The 16,675-nt window shown below is 31.4% G+C and carries 18 protein-coding genes and 1 tRNA gene; 9 read left to right on the plus strand and 10 right to left on the minus strand.

The window, feature by feature from the left end; genetic code table 11:
- The first annotated feature begins 626 nt into the window (after positions 1 to 626).
- Together ACOYLT_RS06345 and ACOYLT_RS06350 are read left to right on the plus strand one after the other, a co-directional pair.
- Positions 627 to 1,115: a helix-turn-helix transcriptional regulator gene (locus tag ACOYLT_RS06345; RefSeq protein ID WP_422853022.1), complete on the plus strand. Its 489-nt coding sequence runs from the start codon at positions 627 to 629 to the stop codon at positions 1,113 to 1,115.
- Between the two features lie 4 nt (positions 1,116 to 1,119).
- Complete coding sequence (locus ACOYLT_RS06350; protein WP_422853023.1) at positions 1,120 to 1,776, plus strand: nucleotidyl transferase AbiEii/AbiGii toxin family protein; 657 nt, start codon at positions 1,120 to 1,122, stop codon at positions 1,774 to 1,776.
- A 133-nt stretch (positions 1,777 to 1,909) separates the two neighbouring features.
- Here ACOYLT_RS06350 and ACOYLT_RS06355 read toward each other — a convergent pair whose 3' ends face one another.
- Together ACOYLT_RS06355 and ACOYLT_RS06360 are read right to left on the minus strand one after the other, a co-directional pair.
- A complete protein-coding gene (locus ACOYLT_RS06355) occupies positions 1,910 to 2,083 on the minus strand; it encodes a DUF6150 family protein (RefSeq protein WP_422853038.1) in 174 nt (57 codons plus the stop codon).
- Between the two features lie 435 nt (positions 2,084 to 2,518).
- Positions 2,519 to 2,592: transfer RNA gene (locus ACOYLT_RS06360), tRNA-Met, on the minus strand.
- 150 nt (positions 2,593 to 2,742) lie between these two features.
- On the opposite strand from ACOYLT_RS06360, the gene ACOYLT_RS06365 reads away from it, so the two are divergent.
- Positions 2,743 to 3,135, plus strand: coding sequence for an START-like domain-containing protein (locus ACOYLT_RS06365; protein ID WP_422853024.1), 393 nt, complete (start codon positions 2,743 to 2,745; stop codon positions 3,133 to 3,135).
- Positions 3,136 to 3,184: 49 nt separating this feature from the next.
- Positions 3,185 to 4,021 carry an aminotransferase class IV gene (locus ACOYLT_RS06370; protein WP_422853025.1) on the plus strand — a complete coding sequence of 279 codons (837 nt, stop codon included), beginning with the start codon at positions 3,185 to 3,187 and terminating at the stop codon, positions 4,019 to 4,021.
- On the opposite strand, the gene ACOYLT_RS06375 is transcribed toward ACOYLT_RS06370, so the two are convergent.
- The 5 genes from ACOYLT_RS06375 to ACOYLT_RS06395 form a co-directional block, all read right to left on the minus strand.
- Positions 4,018 to 4,578: a YqgE/AlgH family protein gene (locus tag ACOYLT_RS06375; protein ID WP_422853026.1), complete on the minus strand. Its 561-nt coding sequence runs from the start codon at positions 4,576 to 4,578 to the stop codon at positions 4,018 to 4,020. The genes ACOYLT_RS06370 and ACOYLT_RS06375 overlap by 4 nt on opposite strands.
- Before the next feature lie 111 nt (positions 4,579 to 4,689).
- Positions 4,690 to 4,992, minus strand: coding sequence for an HU family DNA-binding protein (locus ACOYLT_RS06380; protein ID WP_422853027.1), 303 nt, complete (start codon positions 4,990 to 4,992; stop codon positions 4,690 to 4,692).
- Positions 4,993 to 5,138: 146 nt separating this feature from the next.
- Positions 5,139 to 6,086, minus strand: a complete 948-nt coding sequence (gene fmt, locus ACOYLT_RS06385) for a methionyl-tRNA formyltransferase (protein WP_422853028.1) — start codon at positions 6,084 to 6,086, stop codon at positions 5,139 to 5,141.
- A 25-nt stretch (positions 6,087 to 6,111) separates the two neighbouring features.
- Complete coding sequence (locus ACOYLT_RS06390; protein ID WP_422853029.1) at positions 6,112 to 8,004, minus strand: RecQ family ATP-dependent DNA helicase; 1,893 nt, start codon at positions 8,002 to 8,004, stop codon at positions 6,112 to 6,114.
- A gap of 141 nt (positions 8,005 to 8,145) precedes the next feature.
- The gene (locus tag ACOYLT_RS06395; protein WP_422853030.1) at positions 8,146 to 8,682 is read right to left on the minus strand and encodes an AAA family ATPase; all 537 of its coding nucleotides are present in this window, start codon (positions 8,680 to 8,682) and stop codon (positions 8,146 to 8,148) included.
- A 158-nt stretch (positions 8,683 to 8,840) separates the two neighbouring features.
- On the opposite strand from ACOYLT_RS06395, the gene ACOYLT_RS06400 reads away from it, so the two are divergent.
- The 4 genes from ACOYLT_RS06400 to ACOYLT_RS06415 all read left to right on the plus strand — a co-directional run bounded on the left by ACOYLT_RS06400 (position 8,841) and on the right by ACOYLT_RS06415 (position 12,124).
- Positions 8,841 to 9,125 carry a DUF493 family protein gene (locus ACOYLT_RS06400; RefSeq protein ID WP_422853031.1) on the plus strand — a complete coding sequence of 95 codons (285 nt, stop codon included), beginning with the start codon at positions 8,841 to 8,843 and terminating at the stop codon, positions 9,123 to 9,125.
- Positions 9,125 to 9,838 carry a DUF4290 domain-containing protein gene (locus tag ACOYLT_RS06405; protein WP_422853039.1) on the plus strand — a complete coding sequence of 238 codons (714 nt, stop codon included), beginning with the start codon at positions 9,125 to 9,127 and terminating at the stop codon, positions 9,836 to 9,838. The genes ACOYLT_RS06400 and ACOYLT_RS06405 overlap by 1 nt, the downstream gene beginning before the upstream one ends.
- 66 nt (positions 9,839 to 9,904) lie before the next feature.
- Entirely contained in the window at positions 9,905 to 11,215 is a 1,311-nt protein-coding gene (murA, locus tag ACOYLT_RS06410; protein ID WP_422853032.1) for a UDP-N-acetylglucosamine 1-carboxyvinyltransferase, read from the plus strand.
- Positions 11,216 to 11,356: 141 nt separating this feature from the next.
- The gene (locus tag ACOYLT_RS06415; protein WP_422853033.1) at positions 11,357 to 12,124 is read left to right on the plus strand and encodes a sulfite exporter TauE/SafE family protein; all 768 of its coding nucleotides are present in this window, start codon (positions 11,357 to 11,359) and stop codon (positions 12,122 to 12,124) included.
- Here ACOYLT_RS06415 and ACOYLT_RS06420 read toward each other — a convergent pair.
- The 3 genes from ACOYLT_RS06420 to aroQ form a co-directional block, all read right to left on the minus strand.
- A complete protein-coding gene (locus ACOYLT_RS06420; protein WP_422853034.1) occupies positions 12,121 to 14,577 on the minus strand; it encodes a DUF5686 and carboxypeptidase regulatory-like domain-containing protein in 2,457 nt (818 codons plus the stop codon). The genes ACOYLT_RS06415 and ACOYLT_RS06420 overlap by 4 nt on opposite strands.
- Positions 14,578 to 14,786: 209 nt before the next feature.
- Entirely contained in the window at positions 14,787 to 15,158 is a 372-nt protein-coding gene (locus ACOYLT_RS06425; protein ID WP_422853035.1) for a GxxExxY protein, read from the minus strand.
- A gap of 174 nt (positions 15,159 to 15,332) precedes the next feature.
- Entirely contained in the window at positions 15,333 to 15,746 is a 414-nt protein-coding gene (gene aroQ / locus ACOYLT_RS06430) for a type II 3-dehydroquinate dehydratase (protein ID WP_422853036.1), read from the minus strand.
- Between the two features lie 345 nt (positions 15,747 to 16,091).
- Here aroQ and ACOYLT_RS06435 point away from each other — a divergent pair, with 345 nt between their 5' ends.
- On the plus strand, positions 16,092 to 16,667 hold the full coding sequence (locus ACOYLT_RS06435; RefSeq protein WP_422853037.1) for a hypothetical protein: 576 nt from the start codon (positions 16,092 to 16,094) through the stop codon (positions 16,665 to 16,667).
- The last annotated feature ends 8 nt before the right edge of the window (positions 16,668 to 16,675 follow it).

The raw sequence follows: 16,675 nt of genomic DNA on the forward strand, positions 1-16,675 counted from the left end.
TAGTTTATTATTCACTTCATTTCCTTACTCTATGGATTTTATAAATCCATAAAAAAACCCCTTAACAACTGATTATTAAGGGGTTTTGTTGTAGCGAGAGGGAGATTTGAACTCCCGACCTCAGGGTTATGAATTAATTTTATTATTAATTTTTCGCCCCTTTTTATGCATTAAAAGGTTCTTTTCTTAAAAAAAGTGTACTGTTTAGTGTGCTGTTAGTTATTCAATTATTGAAAAATAAATCAACTGCAAATTAATACTTTTATTCTACAATCTGCTAATAATCAACTTGTAATTTTGATTGTAAATTCTACATTATAATTGATGTAAATATTTACCGAATTTCCCAGAAATATCCAATAATAACCATTGCCATGGTATCTAATTCACAATAGCGGAAAAGAGGGGAATTATTTCGAACTATTTTATGTCTGATTTACAACTTTTAAATAAAAAAATAACCTCTAAATTTCTTTAGAGGTTATTGTTATAACTGTATGAAATAGGGTAGTTTTTTTGAACTTTTTTCTATCGGATTTGATACTTTAAAATACTAATAGTGGAATAAATAATTGAATATAATTAATATCTTACTCTATGTAAACAAATTTGTTTACATTTGCATTATGAGTAATTATTTAGAAAGATATAAGGGCATTCATCCTGGGATAATTTTGGAGCGTGAATTTAAAAAAAGAGCGCTACATAAAAGACCTTTTGCTTTGTCTATAGGTGAACATCCACAAACTCTAAATGCAATTACTAAAGGTAAACGTAAGTTAAATACTGCTTTAGCGCTTAAGATTGAAGAAAAGCTTGGATTTGAAGAAGGTTCGTTAGCAATTCTTCAAACCTTCTTTGATATAAATGAAGAAAAGCAGAAAAATGAAACGAATAAACCCAATATAAAATTATTAAGAAATTCTTTGTTTTGGGATACTGACATTAGTAAAATAGAATGGGACAAACAGTTTAGTGCGGTTATTAGAAGAGTATTTGAGAGAGGAAATGAAATTGAAAAACAAGAATTAATTCGATTTTATGGTTCTGAAAAAATAAACATTGTGCTTAATCAAGTAACGGTTCTGCCTTATACAATCTATAATCACAAATAGCATAATGCTTTACTATAATACCGTAAATAATTTATTAAAAAAGAGCTTACTACAATTAATGGATGCAGATGAATTTGCAAGTTTTAGATTGGTTGGAGGTACTGCTTTGAGTCTTCAAATAGGGCATAGAGAATCGATTGATATCGATCTTTTTAGTGATGTAGATTACGGTGAAATTGATTTTGATTCAATTGAAAAGTATTTAACATTAAATTTTTCATATGTCGATCATTTTTCAAATAGTATACCCGGAATTGGTAAGTCTTATCTAACAGGAGAGAATAAAGACAACACCGTAAAGCTCGATATTTTTTATACCGATAAATTTATTCAACCAGTTTTCATTGAAGATTCTATTAGAATGGCTTCTATTGAGGAGATTATTGCCATGAAGCTCGATGTGATTCAAAGAGGTGGTCGAAAAAAAGATTTTTGGGATTTACATGAACTTTTTGAAAATTATAATTTAGCTCAAATGTTAGCGTTGCACGAGCAAAGATATCCCTACACTCATGATAGGAAATTGATAATAAATAACTTCACTAATTTTAACTATGCTGATGATGAATTCAACCCCATTTGTTTTAAAGGGAAATACTGGGAATTTATTAAAGAAGATATTGAAGAAATAATCGGAAAGTTTAAATCTAAAGAAATTTAGAGTTTATTGTTTCAATATTGGGAAAGGTTGTAGTTATTTCGGTTTTTTTGATTCTTATCTACAACTTTTATTGAATTTTAAAGAGCAAGAATAGTTAGTTATGATTCTCTAGTTTTTAAATTCATTCAACTTTTCAAAACATCAACTGTATTTTAGACTTGTTATTCCAATCTGCTTGGTTTTCATATTTTACAAAATAGATTTTTAAGTCAGCTTGGTTGGCATACTTAACGAAGTGTATTTTTTTATCAGCTTGATTAGTATAATCCGTAAAAAACCACCTGCCTTCATTTTTATCTGCTTGAATATATTTTAAAACTTAATGATTTTAATGATTCTGAACTAATAAATATTTAAATTTGAAATACAATGCCTCATCACTTTTAGTCCAAATAGTTACGATAAGAGGTTAAATAATAGCTCATTTTTATTTTTTCTTATTTGTTATAAAAAGTAATATTTTTTATTACCTTTAAACGCAAGAAAAACCCCAATTTTTAGGGTTTATCCTTAAACAATTAGTAATGGCAAAAAGCATCTATATTTCGGAAAACACAACACAAAATCAAATAGATTAAAGTGTTTGGAAAATAAAAAAAATCCCTGTTTTGGGATTTTTTATCATTTTATTACTGAAAAACATAAAACTTCCTTACTCCAATTCCTTACTCTTTATTTTTGTTATATCTAACAATCACCCATAAGAAACCCCTTAAAAACTGATTATTAAGGGGTTTTTATGTAGCGAGAGGGAGATTTGAACTCCCGACCTCAGGGTTATGAATCCTGCGCTCTAACCGACTGAGCTACCTCGCCATTTTCGGTTATTTGCATCAATCAATGCGGGTGCAAATATAAAATTAATTATTATTGAGGGCAAACTAATAGTAGTTATTTTTTTATTTTTTAAAAACGCTTTTTTTTTGATTTTATATTCTATATATTTCCGAAAAATTTATACAGGCCATGGACACTAAAATACGTTATGAACTTGAGTTTCCTTTAAACTCATCACCACAGTTGTTATATCAATATATTTCAACACCATCTGGTTTACAGGAATGGTTTGCTGATGATGTGAATTCTAGAGGTGAATTTTTTACTTTTATTTGGGATGGGAATGAAGAATATGCAAGGCTTGCTTCAAAGAAAACTGGCGAAAAAGTAAAATTTAAATGGGTCGATGATGCTAAGAAAGACACTGAATACTATTTTGAACTTAGAATTTTAGAAGACGAAATAACGAAAGACGTGTCATTAATGGTAGTAGATTTTGCAATAGAAGATGAGCTTGACGAGTCTAGATTATTATGGGAAAATCAAATTTCAGATTTAAAACATGTTATAGGTTCTACATAAATCATTTTATTTAAAGTTATATTTGTCCCGTTTTTAAACGGGATTTTTTATGATTAATTTTAATGGTGTGCTTCAAGATTCAGAATTGCAATTGTCAGTAAACAATCGTTCGTTCCTTTATGGTGATGGAGTTTTCGAGACTTTAAAAATAGTAAATAACAAAATTTTATTTTTTGAAGAGCATTATTTTAGGTTAATGTCTTCAATGAGAATTGTAAGGATGCAAATTCCTATGAATTTTACTTTGGAATATCTTGAAGAGCAAATTTTACAATTAGTTAAGGCAAAAAATATTCAAAATTCAGCTAGAGTAAGGCTAACTGTGTATAGAAATGAAGGTGGTTTTTATTTGCCTGCAAACAATTCGGTTTCTTTTATCATTACTGCTTTTGAATTACAAAGTAAAACCTATCAATATGAAGTAAAACCGTTTGAAGTTGATCTTTATAAAGATTTTGTTGTTACAAAACAATTACTTTCTACGTTGAAGACTACTAATAAATTAATTCAAATTACAGCTAGCATTTTTGCAAATGAAAATAAATTACAGGGTTGTTTGCTTATCAATGAAGAAAAAAATGTTGTTGAAGCTACTAATGGAAATGTTTTTATGCTTGTAGCAAACCAATTAATTACACCACCAATTTCTGAAGGGTGCTTGAATGGAATTATGAGAAAACAAATAATACATTTGGCTAAACAACTTGGAACAGTTGAAGTAATCGAAAAAGAAATTTCACCATTTCATCTTCAAAAAGCGGATGAATTATTTATAACCAATGTTATTATAGGTATTCAACCCATTACAAAATACCGTAAAAAAGAATTTAAAGTTCATCTTTCAGTTGAACTGTTAAAAAAATTAAATGATTTAATTGATGTTTAATTCAATATTGGGTTTTCTGGTGCATTAGACCAAATCAAATATTCGCCACCTATATCCATAATTCTTTCTTTCCAAAATTGGGATGAGGTTTTATTTAAAATTTTATTTTCGTAACTATTTTTAGTTAGTATCCATGCATTGGCCTTTATTTCAGTTTCAAGTTGGTTGGAGTCCCAACCCGTATAGCCTAAAAAAAATCGTATATTTTTCTTTTTAATTAAACCATTATTGATTAATTCTTTGGTAAGTTCAAAATCACCACCCCAAAAAATACCATTAGAAATTTCAATACTATTTTTAATTAAATCGGGTATGTTATGGATAAAATAAAGATTATCTTGTTCTACGGGCCCACCATTATATATTTTAAATTCAGAATTAATTTCAGGAAGTAAATCTTTTAATTTGAATTTAAGAGGTTTATTAAGAATAAATCCAACGGAACCTTCTTTATTATGATCAGCTAATAAAATTACAGCTCTATTAAAAGTAAGGTCTCCAATAATAGATGGTTCCGCTATTAGTAATTGACCTTTATTTAATTTATCAGTAATCATCTCAATCTAATTTTTATTAAAATTAAGAAAAAGGAATTTAATTAGCTATTTTTTTAAACAAAAAAGCTACATCATTTGATGTAGCTTTTGTATTTAAGAAGAACTAAATTATTAGTTTACTGCTCCGTCCAATTCAGCACCCGCTTTGAATTTAACTACATTTTTAGCAGCAATTTTGATAGTTTTTCCAGTTTGTGGATTTCTTCCGTCTCTTGCAGCTCTTTTAGATACTGACCAAGATCCGAAACCTACTAAAGATACTCTTCCACCTTTTTTCAAAGTACTACCTACGTTACCTAAAAATGATTCTAAAGCTGATTTTGCAGCAGCTTTAGTGATTCCTGCATCAGCTGCAATTGCATCGATTAATTCTGATTTGTTCATGATGTTAGTTATTAATTGTTGGTTAAACATTTTGTTAATGAAAACAAATTTAGTAGGAATTACATACCATCCAAGCGATTTCTCTTTTTTTTTAAATATTTGTTGATAACTTGAATTATTTGTTGATAAACCTGCGTTTTTAAGACGATTTTTAACGAGGAACAGACCTTCAAACCTTACTCTACTTGAGCTTTTTCAGAAAAAATTACTCCATTTAGGAGCTCATGTGACTTCATTTTTTTCTTTCCTGGAAGTTGCAAACTTATTATTTCTATAAATCCATCTTTCACAGCTACTTTAATTTCTTTTTTGGAAGTTATAATTTGACCAATTTTTAAAGAATGATTTTCAGCTATAATTTTGGCTTCATATATCTTAATTGTTAACTCTTCCTCTTTATCTTTTAAAAAACACCATGCCGAAGGATATGGAGATAATCCTCTAATTAAATTATAAATTTCATTTGCAGATTTGTTCCAATCAACTTTACAGTTTTCTCTATTGAGTTTAAAAGCTGTTTTTATTTCTGAATTATCTTTTTGTAGGGTTGTTTCCACATTGCCTTTTTCAATTAGGGACAAAGTTTCTATAACCGTTCGACTTCCTAAGACCATTAGTTTATCATGAAGGCTACCCGCATTCTCATCAGTAGCAATTTCTATCTCTTTACTCAAAATCATTGCCCCTGTATCTATATTTTCATCAATAAAAAAAGTAGTGACACCTGTTTTTGTTTCGCCATTGATTAAGGCCCAATTTATTGGAGCCGCTCCTCGATAATTTGGTAGCAGTGATGCATGAAGATTAAAGGTCCCATATTTTGGCATGTGCCAAATAATTTCGGGCAACATTCTGAAAGCAACTACTACGTGCAGATTTGCCTGAAGTGATTTTAATTCTGTCAAAAAAGTTTCGTCTTTTAGATTTGTTGGTTGCAAAAGTTTTAAATCGTGATTCAAAGCATATTCTTTTACAGCAGAATATTTTATCTTTTGACCACGACCAGCAGGTTTATCAGCAGCGGTAATTACTCCAACCACTTCATAATTATTTTTTATAATAGCTTCTAATATGCCAACAGCAAATTCGGGTGTTCCCATGAAAACAATGCGTAATTTTTCCATTTAGGCTGAATTAAGTTCTATATCCTTATTTTAATGAATATTCATTATTAGCATTTACACGAATAGTATTTTCCTCTAATAACTTTTGAAGGGCAAAGATAACATCGTCTTTTTGGAACTTTGTTAATTTTTGAATATCTCTTGAGTTAAAATCTTGGATTTTTAATAATGCTATAATTTTTTCAGTAATTTTTTCAGGGTTTTGCTGTTTTTTATTTTTGGCAATACAGTAAGAGCAAATGCCACAATCTGCTTTAAGTTTTTCACCAAAATAGGCCATCAGTACTTTGTTTTTACATTTTTTAGCCTCTTTACTATAAAGTATTACCGCTTGCAATTGTTCTACTTTTAATTTATTCTGAGTTTCAAGATGTTTAGAAATCCTATTAATTGTTCTATCATCTTCTCTAACTTCATTAAAAGTTATGCTGGCATCATTGTTTTTAGCCATCATTTCGATAATGCCTTTCTCTTTTAGTTTTTGTAAAAGTGAAAGCACTGCGGTGTCACTAGTGTTCGATTTTTTGGCTATCAATTGTGGATTAAAAGCAGTTTGTATTTCGTAAATTCCGGGATAAGTTCGTAAAATGGTAAGCATGATTTCCTCGTCATTTGAATGTAAACTCATATATCTTATGACTTCTTTGGATGGAATTATAAATTGAATACTAACTTTTTCTGAGAATTCTTGTGATAGTGTAATAACGCCTTGTCTATCCAAAAACTGAAGTGCATTATAGGTTTTCAGTATGTTGAAATTATATTTTGTACAAAAATGGTTTAAATTAAAGCTAAATTGGTTATAAATACCTTCGCCATAGGCAATTTGAAAATAAGTACATAGCTTTACAAAAACAGTGTTTAAAAAAGTTTTGTCGGGTAAAACACTTAGGAACTGTGCTTCTGCATGTAAAACATCTGATGGATTATTAAGTAAAATAGCAAATGCCTTTTTTCCATTTCTTCCCGCTCTCCCTGTTTCTTGATAATAATTTTCAAGGTTTTGTGGCAAATGCAAATGTATAATGGTCTTTACATTGGCTTTATCAATACCCATTCCAAAAGCATTAGTTGCCACCATAACTTGCACTTTTTCTTCCATCCAAAGTTTCATGTGGTTTTCTTTGTCTTTGTGTGACAATCCACCATGATAGTAGGTGGCATGAAATCCTAAAGTTTCCAATTGACGAGCTGTATCTGTAGATGATTTTCTATTGGTTACATATATAATAGACGGTTGTGGATTTTTTTTAAGTATTTGTTGTAATAGATTTAACTTATCTTCGGTTTCATAAACCATATAAGCAATGTTCTCTCTATAAAATGATTTTGAAAAAACTTTTGTATTGTGAAGTTGTAACTGAACAATTATATCTTCTTTTACTCTTGTTGTGGCCGAAGCTGTCAAAGCCAAAAAGGGAACTTTTGGAAAAAAATCTTTTAGTTTTGAAATCTTTAAATAGGCAGGGCGAAAGTCATGTCCCCATTGTGATACACAATGCGCTTCGTCTATAGCTATAAGATTTATAGGCAGATTTTTTATTCGTTCCAAAATCCATTCGTTTTGCAATCTTTCTGGAGAAAGATATAGGAATTTATAATTGCCAAACTGACAATTATCTAGCAAGTCAATAATTTCATCCTGATGAATTCCTCCTGCTAATGCAACCGCTTTTATGCCCTTGTTTTGTAAGTTTTGAACTTGATCTCGCATCAAGGCAATCAAAGGAGAAATCACTAAGCAAATTCCTTCCTGCATCATGGAAGGCAATTGAAAACAAATAGATTTACCTCCACCCGTTGGCATTAATGCAAAAGTATCTTTACCTTCAAGAACAGCATTTATAATCTCCTCCTGTGGAAAACGAAAAGAGTCGTGTTTCCAATATTTTTGAAGGATTTCTAGTGCTTTAGACATTTAAGTTACGGGTTGCGGGTTAAAGGTTTAGGGTTTTTCAAAGCTAACTATTTTATTCAAAAAAAACACAAAGTACTATTGTGAAAATATTTTATGGGATAACATTATAACCCAAAACCCTGAACCCGAAACGCTGAGTTTTTAAGAAAGCTGACTTAAAATAAAGTTCAAACGTTCTTCTATAGTTCCTCTAGGTACTTCAATTAATTCATAGCCATAGTTTTGATAGGTTTCTAGCAAGTGAGTGTAAATAAGTTGGGCTTGTTCAAAGTTTTCATAACGTGCCTCATCACTTTCATAAATATCTTCCCATGGTGGCAACACAAATATTTTTTCATATTTATATTCTCTGCAAGCATGGTCAAAAAAAATTGGGTAGCTATCGCCAATGTAATGCATATAAGCCAGAATATCTGGGATGCCTCGGTCTAGAAAAATAATTTCTGCTGCATCGTTTAACGCCAATTGGTGCTGTTTTTTTCTTCCTTCCAAAAGTAATTCGCTGAAAAGCAATGGTTTTTCCAAAAATAATTGTTCAATGCCTTGTTGCTTAGCTTCAAGAGTCACTTCTCTCGAAATTTCAGAAAAACATGCATAGCCTTGCTCTATTAGGGCTTCGATGATTGTTGTTTTTCCTGTACCAGGACCACCAGTTATAACTATGAGTTCTTTTTTCAAGATTTTAAAACTAAGGCGCAAATTTATTGAATACAATTAGAATATTGAAAGTGTTATGGTTATTTATTTTAATATATAATAACTATTTTTTTAAATCCAACATTCCTAATTCTAAAATCTAAAATCAATACTGTATATTTGCTTTTATTTTAGATTTAATGGATAAGAAAACGGAAGAATTTTATGATCGATTGCGCGAAGAGTTGGATAATACTTCAACTTGGCCGGGTGAATATTTATATAAATTTATAGTACCTACCGATCTAAAAAAAATTGAAGAAGTAGAAAATGCTTTTGATAATATGGGTGCTGTAATCCAAACTAAACAATCCAAAACTGGTAAATATACTAGTCTTTCAGTTAATGTAATGATGGATAACCCAGAAAGTGTAGTTGAAAAATATATAGAGGTTTCAAATATAGAAGGAATAATTTCATTATGATGGTTGAGAAATATAAAAAAGAAAATGCCAACGATGTTGTGCACCATTTGGAATACAATGCAGAGAGATCGCATTTAATTATTCCAGAGTATGGTCGACATTTACAAAAATTGATTGATCAAGCAACTCAAATTGAAGATAAAGAAGAACGCAATAAAGCGGCAAAATATATCATTCAAGTCATGGGAAGTTTGAATCCACATTTGCGAGATGTACTCGATTTTCAGCACAAGTTGTGGGACCAACTTTTTATTATGTCCGATTTTAAATTGGATGTAGATTCTCCTTATCCTATACCAACAAAGGAAGTAATTTTCCTTAAACCAGAACGATTGGACTATCCTCAAAAAAATCCAAAATATCGTTTTTATGGCAACAATATCAAGTATATGATAAATGTTGCTAACAGTTGGGAAGATGGTGAAATGAAAAATGCTTTGGTAAAAGTTATTGCCAATCACATGAAGAAATCTTATTTGAGTTGGAATAAAGATACAGTAACAGATGTTGTTATTTTTGAGCATCTTTACGAATTATCGGATGGGACTTTAAATTTATTGGAGAGTAATGAAGAGTTGTTAAACACTACTGAATTAATGCGTACCAATAAAAAAATCTCCAACAAAAATATGCCTCCTCAAAATGCTAAAATTAAAAGCAATAAGATAGGTAAAAAACCATTTATTAAAAATAATAATAACAATACAAAATAATTACGAGTTACGGGTTTTGGGTTAAAACTCGCAACCCGAAACTCGCAATCTTTAAACACATAAAACATGGGAACTTTTAAAATAGAAGGAGGAATCCAATTAAAAGGTGATGTACAGCCACAAGGTGCAAAAAATGAAGCATTACAAGTGTTATGTCCAGCTTTATTAACTTCAGAAAAAGTCAGAATTACCAATATTCCGGATATTATAGATGTTAATAAACTAATAGTTTTACTTGGAAATTTAGGTGTGAAAATTCAAAAAAACGGAGTTGGTGATTACACATTTCAAGCCGATGAAGTAAATGTAGATTATTTAAAAACTGAAGCATTTAAAAAAGAAGGCGGTAGTTTGAGAGGATCAATTATGATTGTTGGGCCGCTATTGGCTAGATTTGGTTGTGGTTATATTCCAAAACCAGGTGGTGATAAAATTGGTCGTCGTCGTTTGGATACGCATTTTGAAGGTTTTATTAATCTTGGTGCAAAATTCCGTTATGAAAGAGAAGATCATTTTTATGGTGTTGAAAACAAAGGAAGATTAAAAGGAGCCCATATGCTGCTTGATGAAGCATCAGTAACAGGAACAGCTAATATAGTGATGGCAGCTGTTTTAGCAGAAGGAACTACTACTATTTATAACGCTGCTTGTGAACCTTATTTACAACAATTGTGTAAAATGTTGAACTCCATGGGCGCAAAAATCACAGGCGTTGGTTCTAATTTATTGACCATTGAAGGTGTAGAAAGTCTTGGTGGTTGCGAACATAGAATTCTACCCGATATGATTGAAATTGGTTCTTGGATTGGCTTAGCTGCTATGACTAGAAGTGAGATCACAATTAAAAATGTCTCTTGGGATAATCTTGGAGTTATTCCTAGTGTCTTTAGAAAACTTGGAATTACGTTAGAGAAAAAAGGAGACGATATTTATATTCCAGCTCATACCAAAGGGTATACTGTGAAAACAGATATCGACGGTTCGATTTTAACGATTGCTGATGCACCTTGGCCTGGATTTACACCTGACTTATTAAGTATCGTTTTGGTAGTAGCAACGCAAGCCAATGGCGATGTTTTGATTCACCAAAAAATGTTTGAAAGCCGTTTGTTCTTCGTAGACAAATTGATTGATATGGGTGCCAAAATTATGTTGTGTGATCCACACCGTGCCGTAGTGATGGGACATAATTTCCAATCGCAATTAAAAGCAACCGTGATGTCCTCGCCTGATATTCGTGCAGGAATCTCTTTATTGATTGCAGCGCTTTCGGCAAAAGGAACTTCAACTATCCAAAATATCGAGCAAATTGATAGAGGTTATGAACGCATTGACGAAAGACTGCGTGCGCTTGGAGCTAATATTGTTCGTGTTTAATTCAGTTTTCAGTAATTAGTGCTCAATTAACCAACTATAGAATTCCAAATGCCACTTACTTGATTGGGATTTGGAATTTTTTTATTGGACACGAGCCATAGGCGAACTGAACGATGCGAAGCGAGTTAATTTATAAAGTCTATGGAAACTTACATCATACTACTTCTTTGCCTAGCTGCTTTCTTCGCTGGATTTGTCGATGCTATTGTTGGCGGTGGCGGTTTGATACAAACGCCAGTAGCCATGATATTGTTACCTAATTTACCAGTAGCGAGTATCATAGGCTCACTTAAAATACCTGCTTTTAGTGGTACCAGTTTTGCCGCACATCAGTATTTGAAAAAAGTGCAAATGAACTGGAAATTACTTTTCATAATGGCTGTGGTTGCTTTTAGTGCCGCTTTTTTAGGTTCTCACTTGCTTACAAAAGTGAGTAATGATTTTATGAAACCTTTGTTGCTGTTAGTTTTAACTCTGATTGCTATCTATACTTTTACTAAAAAAAATTTTGGTCAACATCAAGAAAAGAATTTATCTCAAAAAAAGCAATTGGTTCCTGCTATTTTAATGAGTATTTGTATTGGTTTTTATGACGGATTTATTGGTCCTGGAACTGGAAGTTTTTTAGTTTTAGGATTTGTATCCATTTTAGGATTTGATTTTTTGGGTGCTTCGGCGAATGCTAAAATGGTGAATTTGGCGACCAACTTCGGTTCGATTTTTCTTTTTGTTTTGAAAGGCAAAATCATTTGGGCTATTGCTATTCCAATGGCGGTTTGCAATGCACTTGGTGGTTTTATCGGTGCCAAATTGGCCCTTAAAAAAGGAAATACCTTCGTTAGAAAGTTTTTCCTTTTTGTAGTTATATTAACTTTAATCCGTTTTGGGTACGATGTGTTTTGGACTTAGAAATTTAAACCAAACATCACACCATCGCCTTGATAGCCATTTTGATATGTGCTTACATAATCGATTCTTAAAATTTTGAATTTACCAAAACCTAAATTGCTCAAACCAACTGAGAATTCCTGATACGGACTTCTTTCAGGTACTGCCAAGTTCTTAAACCCTAAAACTAATTTGGATTGCAATTTGTTCAACAATGGAATTTTATTCATGATGAATCCTTTGTCATTGTATTCTAGATGCGTTTCAAAATAGCTGTCGTTGGTACTGGCTAAGTAGTATGGCAGAAAATTAAATTGATTGATGTACGAACTGCCAAACACAATATGTGTTTGGTTTCCGTTGAAGTGATTATAATCTACGAACGAGATTCCTTCGGCATTAAAAAACTTTCCGGCTTTGGTATTAAGGGCTATTTTACCTTTATTACCCAATGTTTTGTCATAGGTTACTCTAGCTGAAATTTTATCAAAATCATACTGACTTTCACTGCCGCCTAATCCTTTTTCGTAATTCAACGAAACTGTTGGGTATTTGTCATTCCCAAGATTGTATTTTCCGTCAGGACGCGTGATGTATTGTTGGCCGAATTTGATTCTAGCGCCCACATTCAATTTAACCAAATTATGTCGGTCAATTGCCGAAGTAGTATAGTCAAAAGGCAACAAAGGATTATTCGAAGTGTATAAATCGTCCGATTTGATTATAGTATAATCTGTGGTGTTGAATAACGGTTTTCTCTCAGAATATTCCAATCCTAAACTCATATTCAAACCATTGAACATTTCTCTTGAAAAGTTGGCAGTGATATAATTCTTCTCAAACAACTTCATGAAATTGTTTTTGAAAAATAAAGTGCTTACGGAATTCACCAACTTAGAAATAGGTTCTTCACGATTAAACTGATTTACCGAATTTCCGCCAAAAACAGAAAGATAGGACTTTGATTTATTACTCAATTTTCCCGAAAAATAAAACGTAGGTCTTAATTTCTCCTCTGAAAACCCATAAGCCAATGAGGAACCAAACTGGTAATAAGTGTTTTTGTCTTCATTTCTTTTAAAGTAGGACAAACCAACACTCGTATTATAGCCTTGTACCGTATTAAAAGAAGTGTTTAACAATGGTCCGTTGTAGTTTATGGACCATTTTTTATAGGAATTCGAATAGCTGTAACCATTTAAAATATCGGTTATGCCCAACTTATTTTTTTTGGCATCAATCGAATCCAAATATACTTTTGATTTTTTCTTTTCTTGAAGCGCATCTTTCTTAAGGTAATCAGTCGTTTCTTCTGAGGTTAAAGGCACAGGACGAATGGTATTCCAAAAAGTAGCGTCTTTTTTATTAGCATTTTCTTCGAAACGAATGACTTCTGCAGTAAATGTTTTTTTCTCAAATTTTTCTGGAAATGTGAAGTTTGAAAATACGTAAGTAAATCTTCCAGAGATATTTACGCCAAACATTCCGGCATCGAAATCTAAAGTTTGGGTGTTTTTCGCCCAGATTTTAGAGCTGCCGTTATAGCTAAAATTTTGTTTCAAAGCCATAGTATTCAATGCAGGATTTTGAATTTGCTTACCAGTAAAGCTCACATCAACAGCGTAAATGGCATAAGTATCATCCACTATATAAATGTAGCCCGACATCACCGGTTCGGTTTCACGGCGAGGAATGATTTTGATTTTATTAATTTGTTGTCGATTTTCGGTAAAAAAAGAACCTTCGAATTGGTATTTGTAATAATTGAAAGCGTTGTCTGCTAGAGGTGAAACTACATTAATATCAAATTCTAAATAGTTTTCATAAAAATCGAAGTTGGCTGAAGAAGCATCATTAAAACTAAAACCGTTGTCTTTCCCACTGACTTTGGAAGCCAAGATTTCTTCCTTCATTTTATCCGGTTTTTGGAAAGTCACTTTGGAAACCGTTTCAGACAAATACAATATTCCACTTCGGGTTGAATCAATAATTTCGTCAAAAAAATCTAATTTTTGCCCTAAAATGGTTTTCGGTAAATTCTTGACTCTAAAAATACCTCTAGAATAAAAATCTGCGGTATATCTTGCGGTTTTGGCGGAGTTTTCCTTTTTGTTTTTGATGGCATTACGAATGATTTCATTGGCAGGATTGTCTTTTGGATTGATAACTACTTCATGGAGAGAGATGTTTTCTTCTACCAAAGTAATTGCTAAATTCTCAGTAAACTGATTTTTAGTAATTGATTTCTTTATGGTTTTATACCCTAAATACTGAAAGATTATTGTTGGGTTTTCACTTTTTGTAATTAAGGTAAAATTCCCTTTGTCATTTGTAGTAGTTCCATTATAGGTGTTTTCTTCAAAGATGTTTACTAGGGCTAATGGATTTCCTTTGTCATCAGTTACGGTTCCTTTTATTTGAGAAAAGCAATTGAGGGAAATCAATATAAATAGGAGAGGAGTAATTTTTTTCATAAATGTTTTGTTTTTATACAGAGATTCATTGAGTTTTTTTGTTACACAGAGATTCACAGAGTTTCTTGAGATTCACAGAGTTTTTTTGTTACACAGAGATTACATCGTCCGTTAATCCTTTGGACTCGGCTCACAAAGTTTTAAATTTTTTCTGTGTATCTCTTTTTTTTCTCTGTGTATCTCTGTGAAACTATTTTTTTACACAGAGTTTATATTCGAAATCTTTTTATTCCTTGTTTGAGCATTTTAGTATTGAAATTAATTAGTAACCCTGTAGAATAGTTTCCAAGTTTCATATAGGTAAGAATTTGTGCAAAGTGAATATCTGTAAAAGATTCTACTGTTTTTAATTCAATAACTAGTTTGTTTTCTATTAATAAATCTATTCTATATCCTTGCTCCAGTTTTATTTCTTTATAAATTAATGGTAATGCTTTTTCACATTCAACTTGTATTTCATTTTTTTTGATTTCATAAAATAAGCATTCTTTATAGGCAGATTCTAATAACCCGGGGCCAAGATGCCTATGTACTTCAATGGCTAAACCAATTATTTTTTCCGTTAGATTATTTATTTCCATTTTACTTTATTTATTTTGTTACACAGAGATTCACAGAGTTTCTTGAGATTCACAGAGTTTTTTTGTTACACAGAGATTACATCGTCCGTTCGTCCTTTGGACTCGGGTCACAGAATTTTTTTTTAGTTACACAGAGATACACTGAGTATTTAACTATCTCAACTTTCCCTGAAACTACAAAAACGACTGCAAAGCCAATTCATAACTCTTCAAACCAAACCCTATAATGATTCCTTTGGCGTTTGGAGAAATAAAAGATTGATGACGGAAAGTCTCTCGAGAAAAAGTATTAGAGATGTGTACTTCTATTACAGGAGTTGCTATTGCTTTTACTGCATCGCCAATACCCACTGAAGTATGTGTATAAGCCGCAGCATTCAGAATGATACCATCATAAGTAAAACCCACTTCCTGGATTTTGTCAATCAATTCACCTTCTATATTACTTTGAAAATAACTTAAGTTCCATGATGAGAATTTATTTTTTAATTCTTCAAAATAGGTTTCAAATGTAACGGAGCCATATACTTCTGGCTCGCGTTTGCCCAGCAGGTTTAGGTTGGGACCGTTTATTATTATGATTTTCATATAAAAGAGATGTTTTTGTAAAAATAAGTATTCTTACTAAAAAGAGTGACTAAAATTGTCATTAAAAAAGTATGAACTGTGCAAATAATTATTTTTTTAGTCTATTTTTAGTTGACATCAAAACAATATTAAAAAGCATATTCTTACTTTTTAATCTATATTAATTTATTAATTTTGGTAATGCTATTTATCAAAATCTAAAAAATAACATTTAAAAATTTGTGAATCAATAAAATAACATATAAAAAATGTTAATAAAATTGTTAAAAACTCAAAATTAACATTTCGTGGTTAGAATAAGTTTACTATAAATTTGTCCGTATTAACCAATTAATTTTAAACAAAATGAAAAAAATTATTTTAACAGTTGCTGGAGTATTTGCTTTATCATTTGCTAACGCACAAAGTTACACTAAGCCAGATGCTGGTGACATGCAACTTGAAGTTACATTTACACCTAATTTATCTAGTGATGCAATGTTCGCAAACCCAACATTTTATGGTACTGAAGCTGCAGGTATTAGATTAAGAAAATTTTCTAGTGCTACCAAAGCGCTTAGATTAACTGGACATTTATCTTACAACGATAGTGGTGTAGATGGTACAGAATCTGCTATGGCATTAGCTGCTTCAGTAGGTATTGAAAACCACATGAAAGGTACTGATAGATTATCTACTTTTTGGGGTTATGAAGGTACTCTTTTGTATGCAAAAGATGAACTTAAAACTACAACTATTGGTGTAGGGGCTCAATTGTTTACAGGTTGTGATTATTACATTATGCCAAATGTATACTTAGGTGCTGAAGTTAACTTTGGTTTAAGTGTTGCTAGTACTAAGCCAGATGCAGGAGATGGAGTTACTTCAATTTCATTAAATCCTGGAATTAATCCAAACTTAAGATTAGGTTGGAGATTCTAAAAATATAT

Source organism: Flavobacterium sp., from assembly GCF_049318185.1.
Lineage (GTDB): Bacteria > Bacteroidota > Bacteroidia > Flavobacteriales > Flavobacteriaceae > Flavobacterium.

Bases quoted from the DNA above. Each gene is read 5' to 3' on its own strand.
- ACOYLT_RS06370 (WP_422853025.1), top strand. From the start codon at position 3,185: ATGATTAATTTTAATGGTGTGCTTCAAGATTCAGAATTGCAATTGTCA.
- ACOYLT_RS06345 (WP_422853022.1), top strand. From the start codon at position 627: ATGAGTAATTATTTAGAAAGATATAAGGGCATTCATCCTGGGATAATT.
- ACOYLT_RS06405 (WP_422853039.1), top strand. From the start codon at position 9,125: ATGGTTGAGAAATATAAAAAAGAAAATGCCAACGATGTTGTGCACCAT.
- aroQ (WP_422853036.1), bottom strand. From the start codon at position 15,746: ATGAAAATCATAATAATAAACGGTCCCAACCTAAACCTGCTGGGCAAA.
- ACOYLT_RS06415 (WP_422853033.1), top strand. From the start codon at position 11,357: ATGGAAACTTACATCATACTACTTCTTTGCCTAGCTGCTTTCTTCGCT.
- ACOYLT_RS06400 (WP_422853031.1), top strand. From the start codon at position 8,841: ATGGATAAGAAAACGGAAGAATTTTATGATCGATTGCGCGAAGAGTTG.
- ACOYLT_RS06350 (WP_422853023.1), top strand. From the start codon at position 1,120: ATGCTTTACTATAATACCGTAAATAATTTATTAAAAAAGAGCTTACTA.
- ACOYLT_RS06380 (WP_422853027.1), bottom strand. From the start codon at position 4,992: ATGTTTAACCAACAATTAATAACTAACATCATGAACAAATCAGAATTA.
- ACOYLT_RS06435 (WP_422853037.1), top strand. From the start codon at position 16,092: ATGAAAAAAATTATTTTAACAGTTGCTGGAGTATTTGCTTTATCATTT.
- ACOYLT_RS06375 (WP_422853026.1), bottom strand. From the start codon at position 4,578: ATGATTACTGATAAATTAAATAAAGGTCAATTACTAATAGCGGAACCA.
- murA (WP_422853032.1), top strand. From the start codon at position 9,905: ATGGGAACTTTTAAAATAGAAGGAGGAATCCAATTAAAAGGTGATGTA.
- ACOYLT_RS06425 (WP_422853035.1), bottom strand. From the start codon at position 15,158: ATGGAAATAAATAATCTAACGGAAAAAATAATTGGTTTAGCCATTGAA.
- fmt (WP_422853028.1), bottom strand. From the start codon at position 6,086: ATGGAAAAATTACGCATTGTTTTCATGGGAACACCCGAATTTGCTGTT.
- ACOYLT_RS06420 (WP_422853034.1), bottom strand. From the start codon at position 14,577: ATGAAAAAAATTACTCCTCTCCTATTTATATTGATTTCCCTCAATTGC.
- ACOYLT_RS06365 (WP_422853024.1), top strand. From the start codon at position 2,743: ATGGACACTAAAATACGTTATGAACTTGAGTTTCCTTTAAACTCATCA.
- ACOYLT_RS06390 (WP_422853029.1), bottom strand. From the start codon at position 8,004: ATGTCTAAAGCACTAGAAATCCTTCAAAAATATTGGAAACACGACTCT.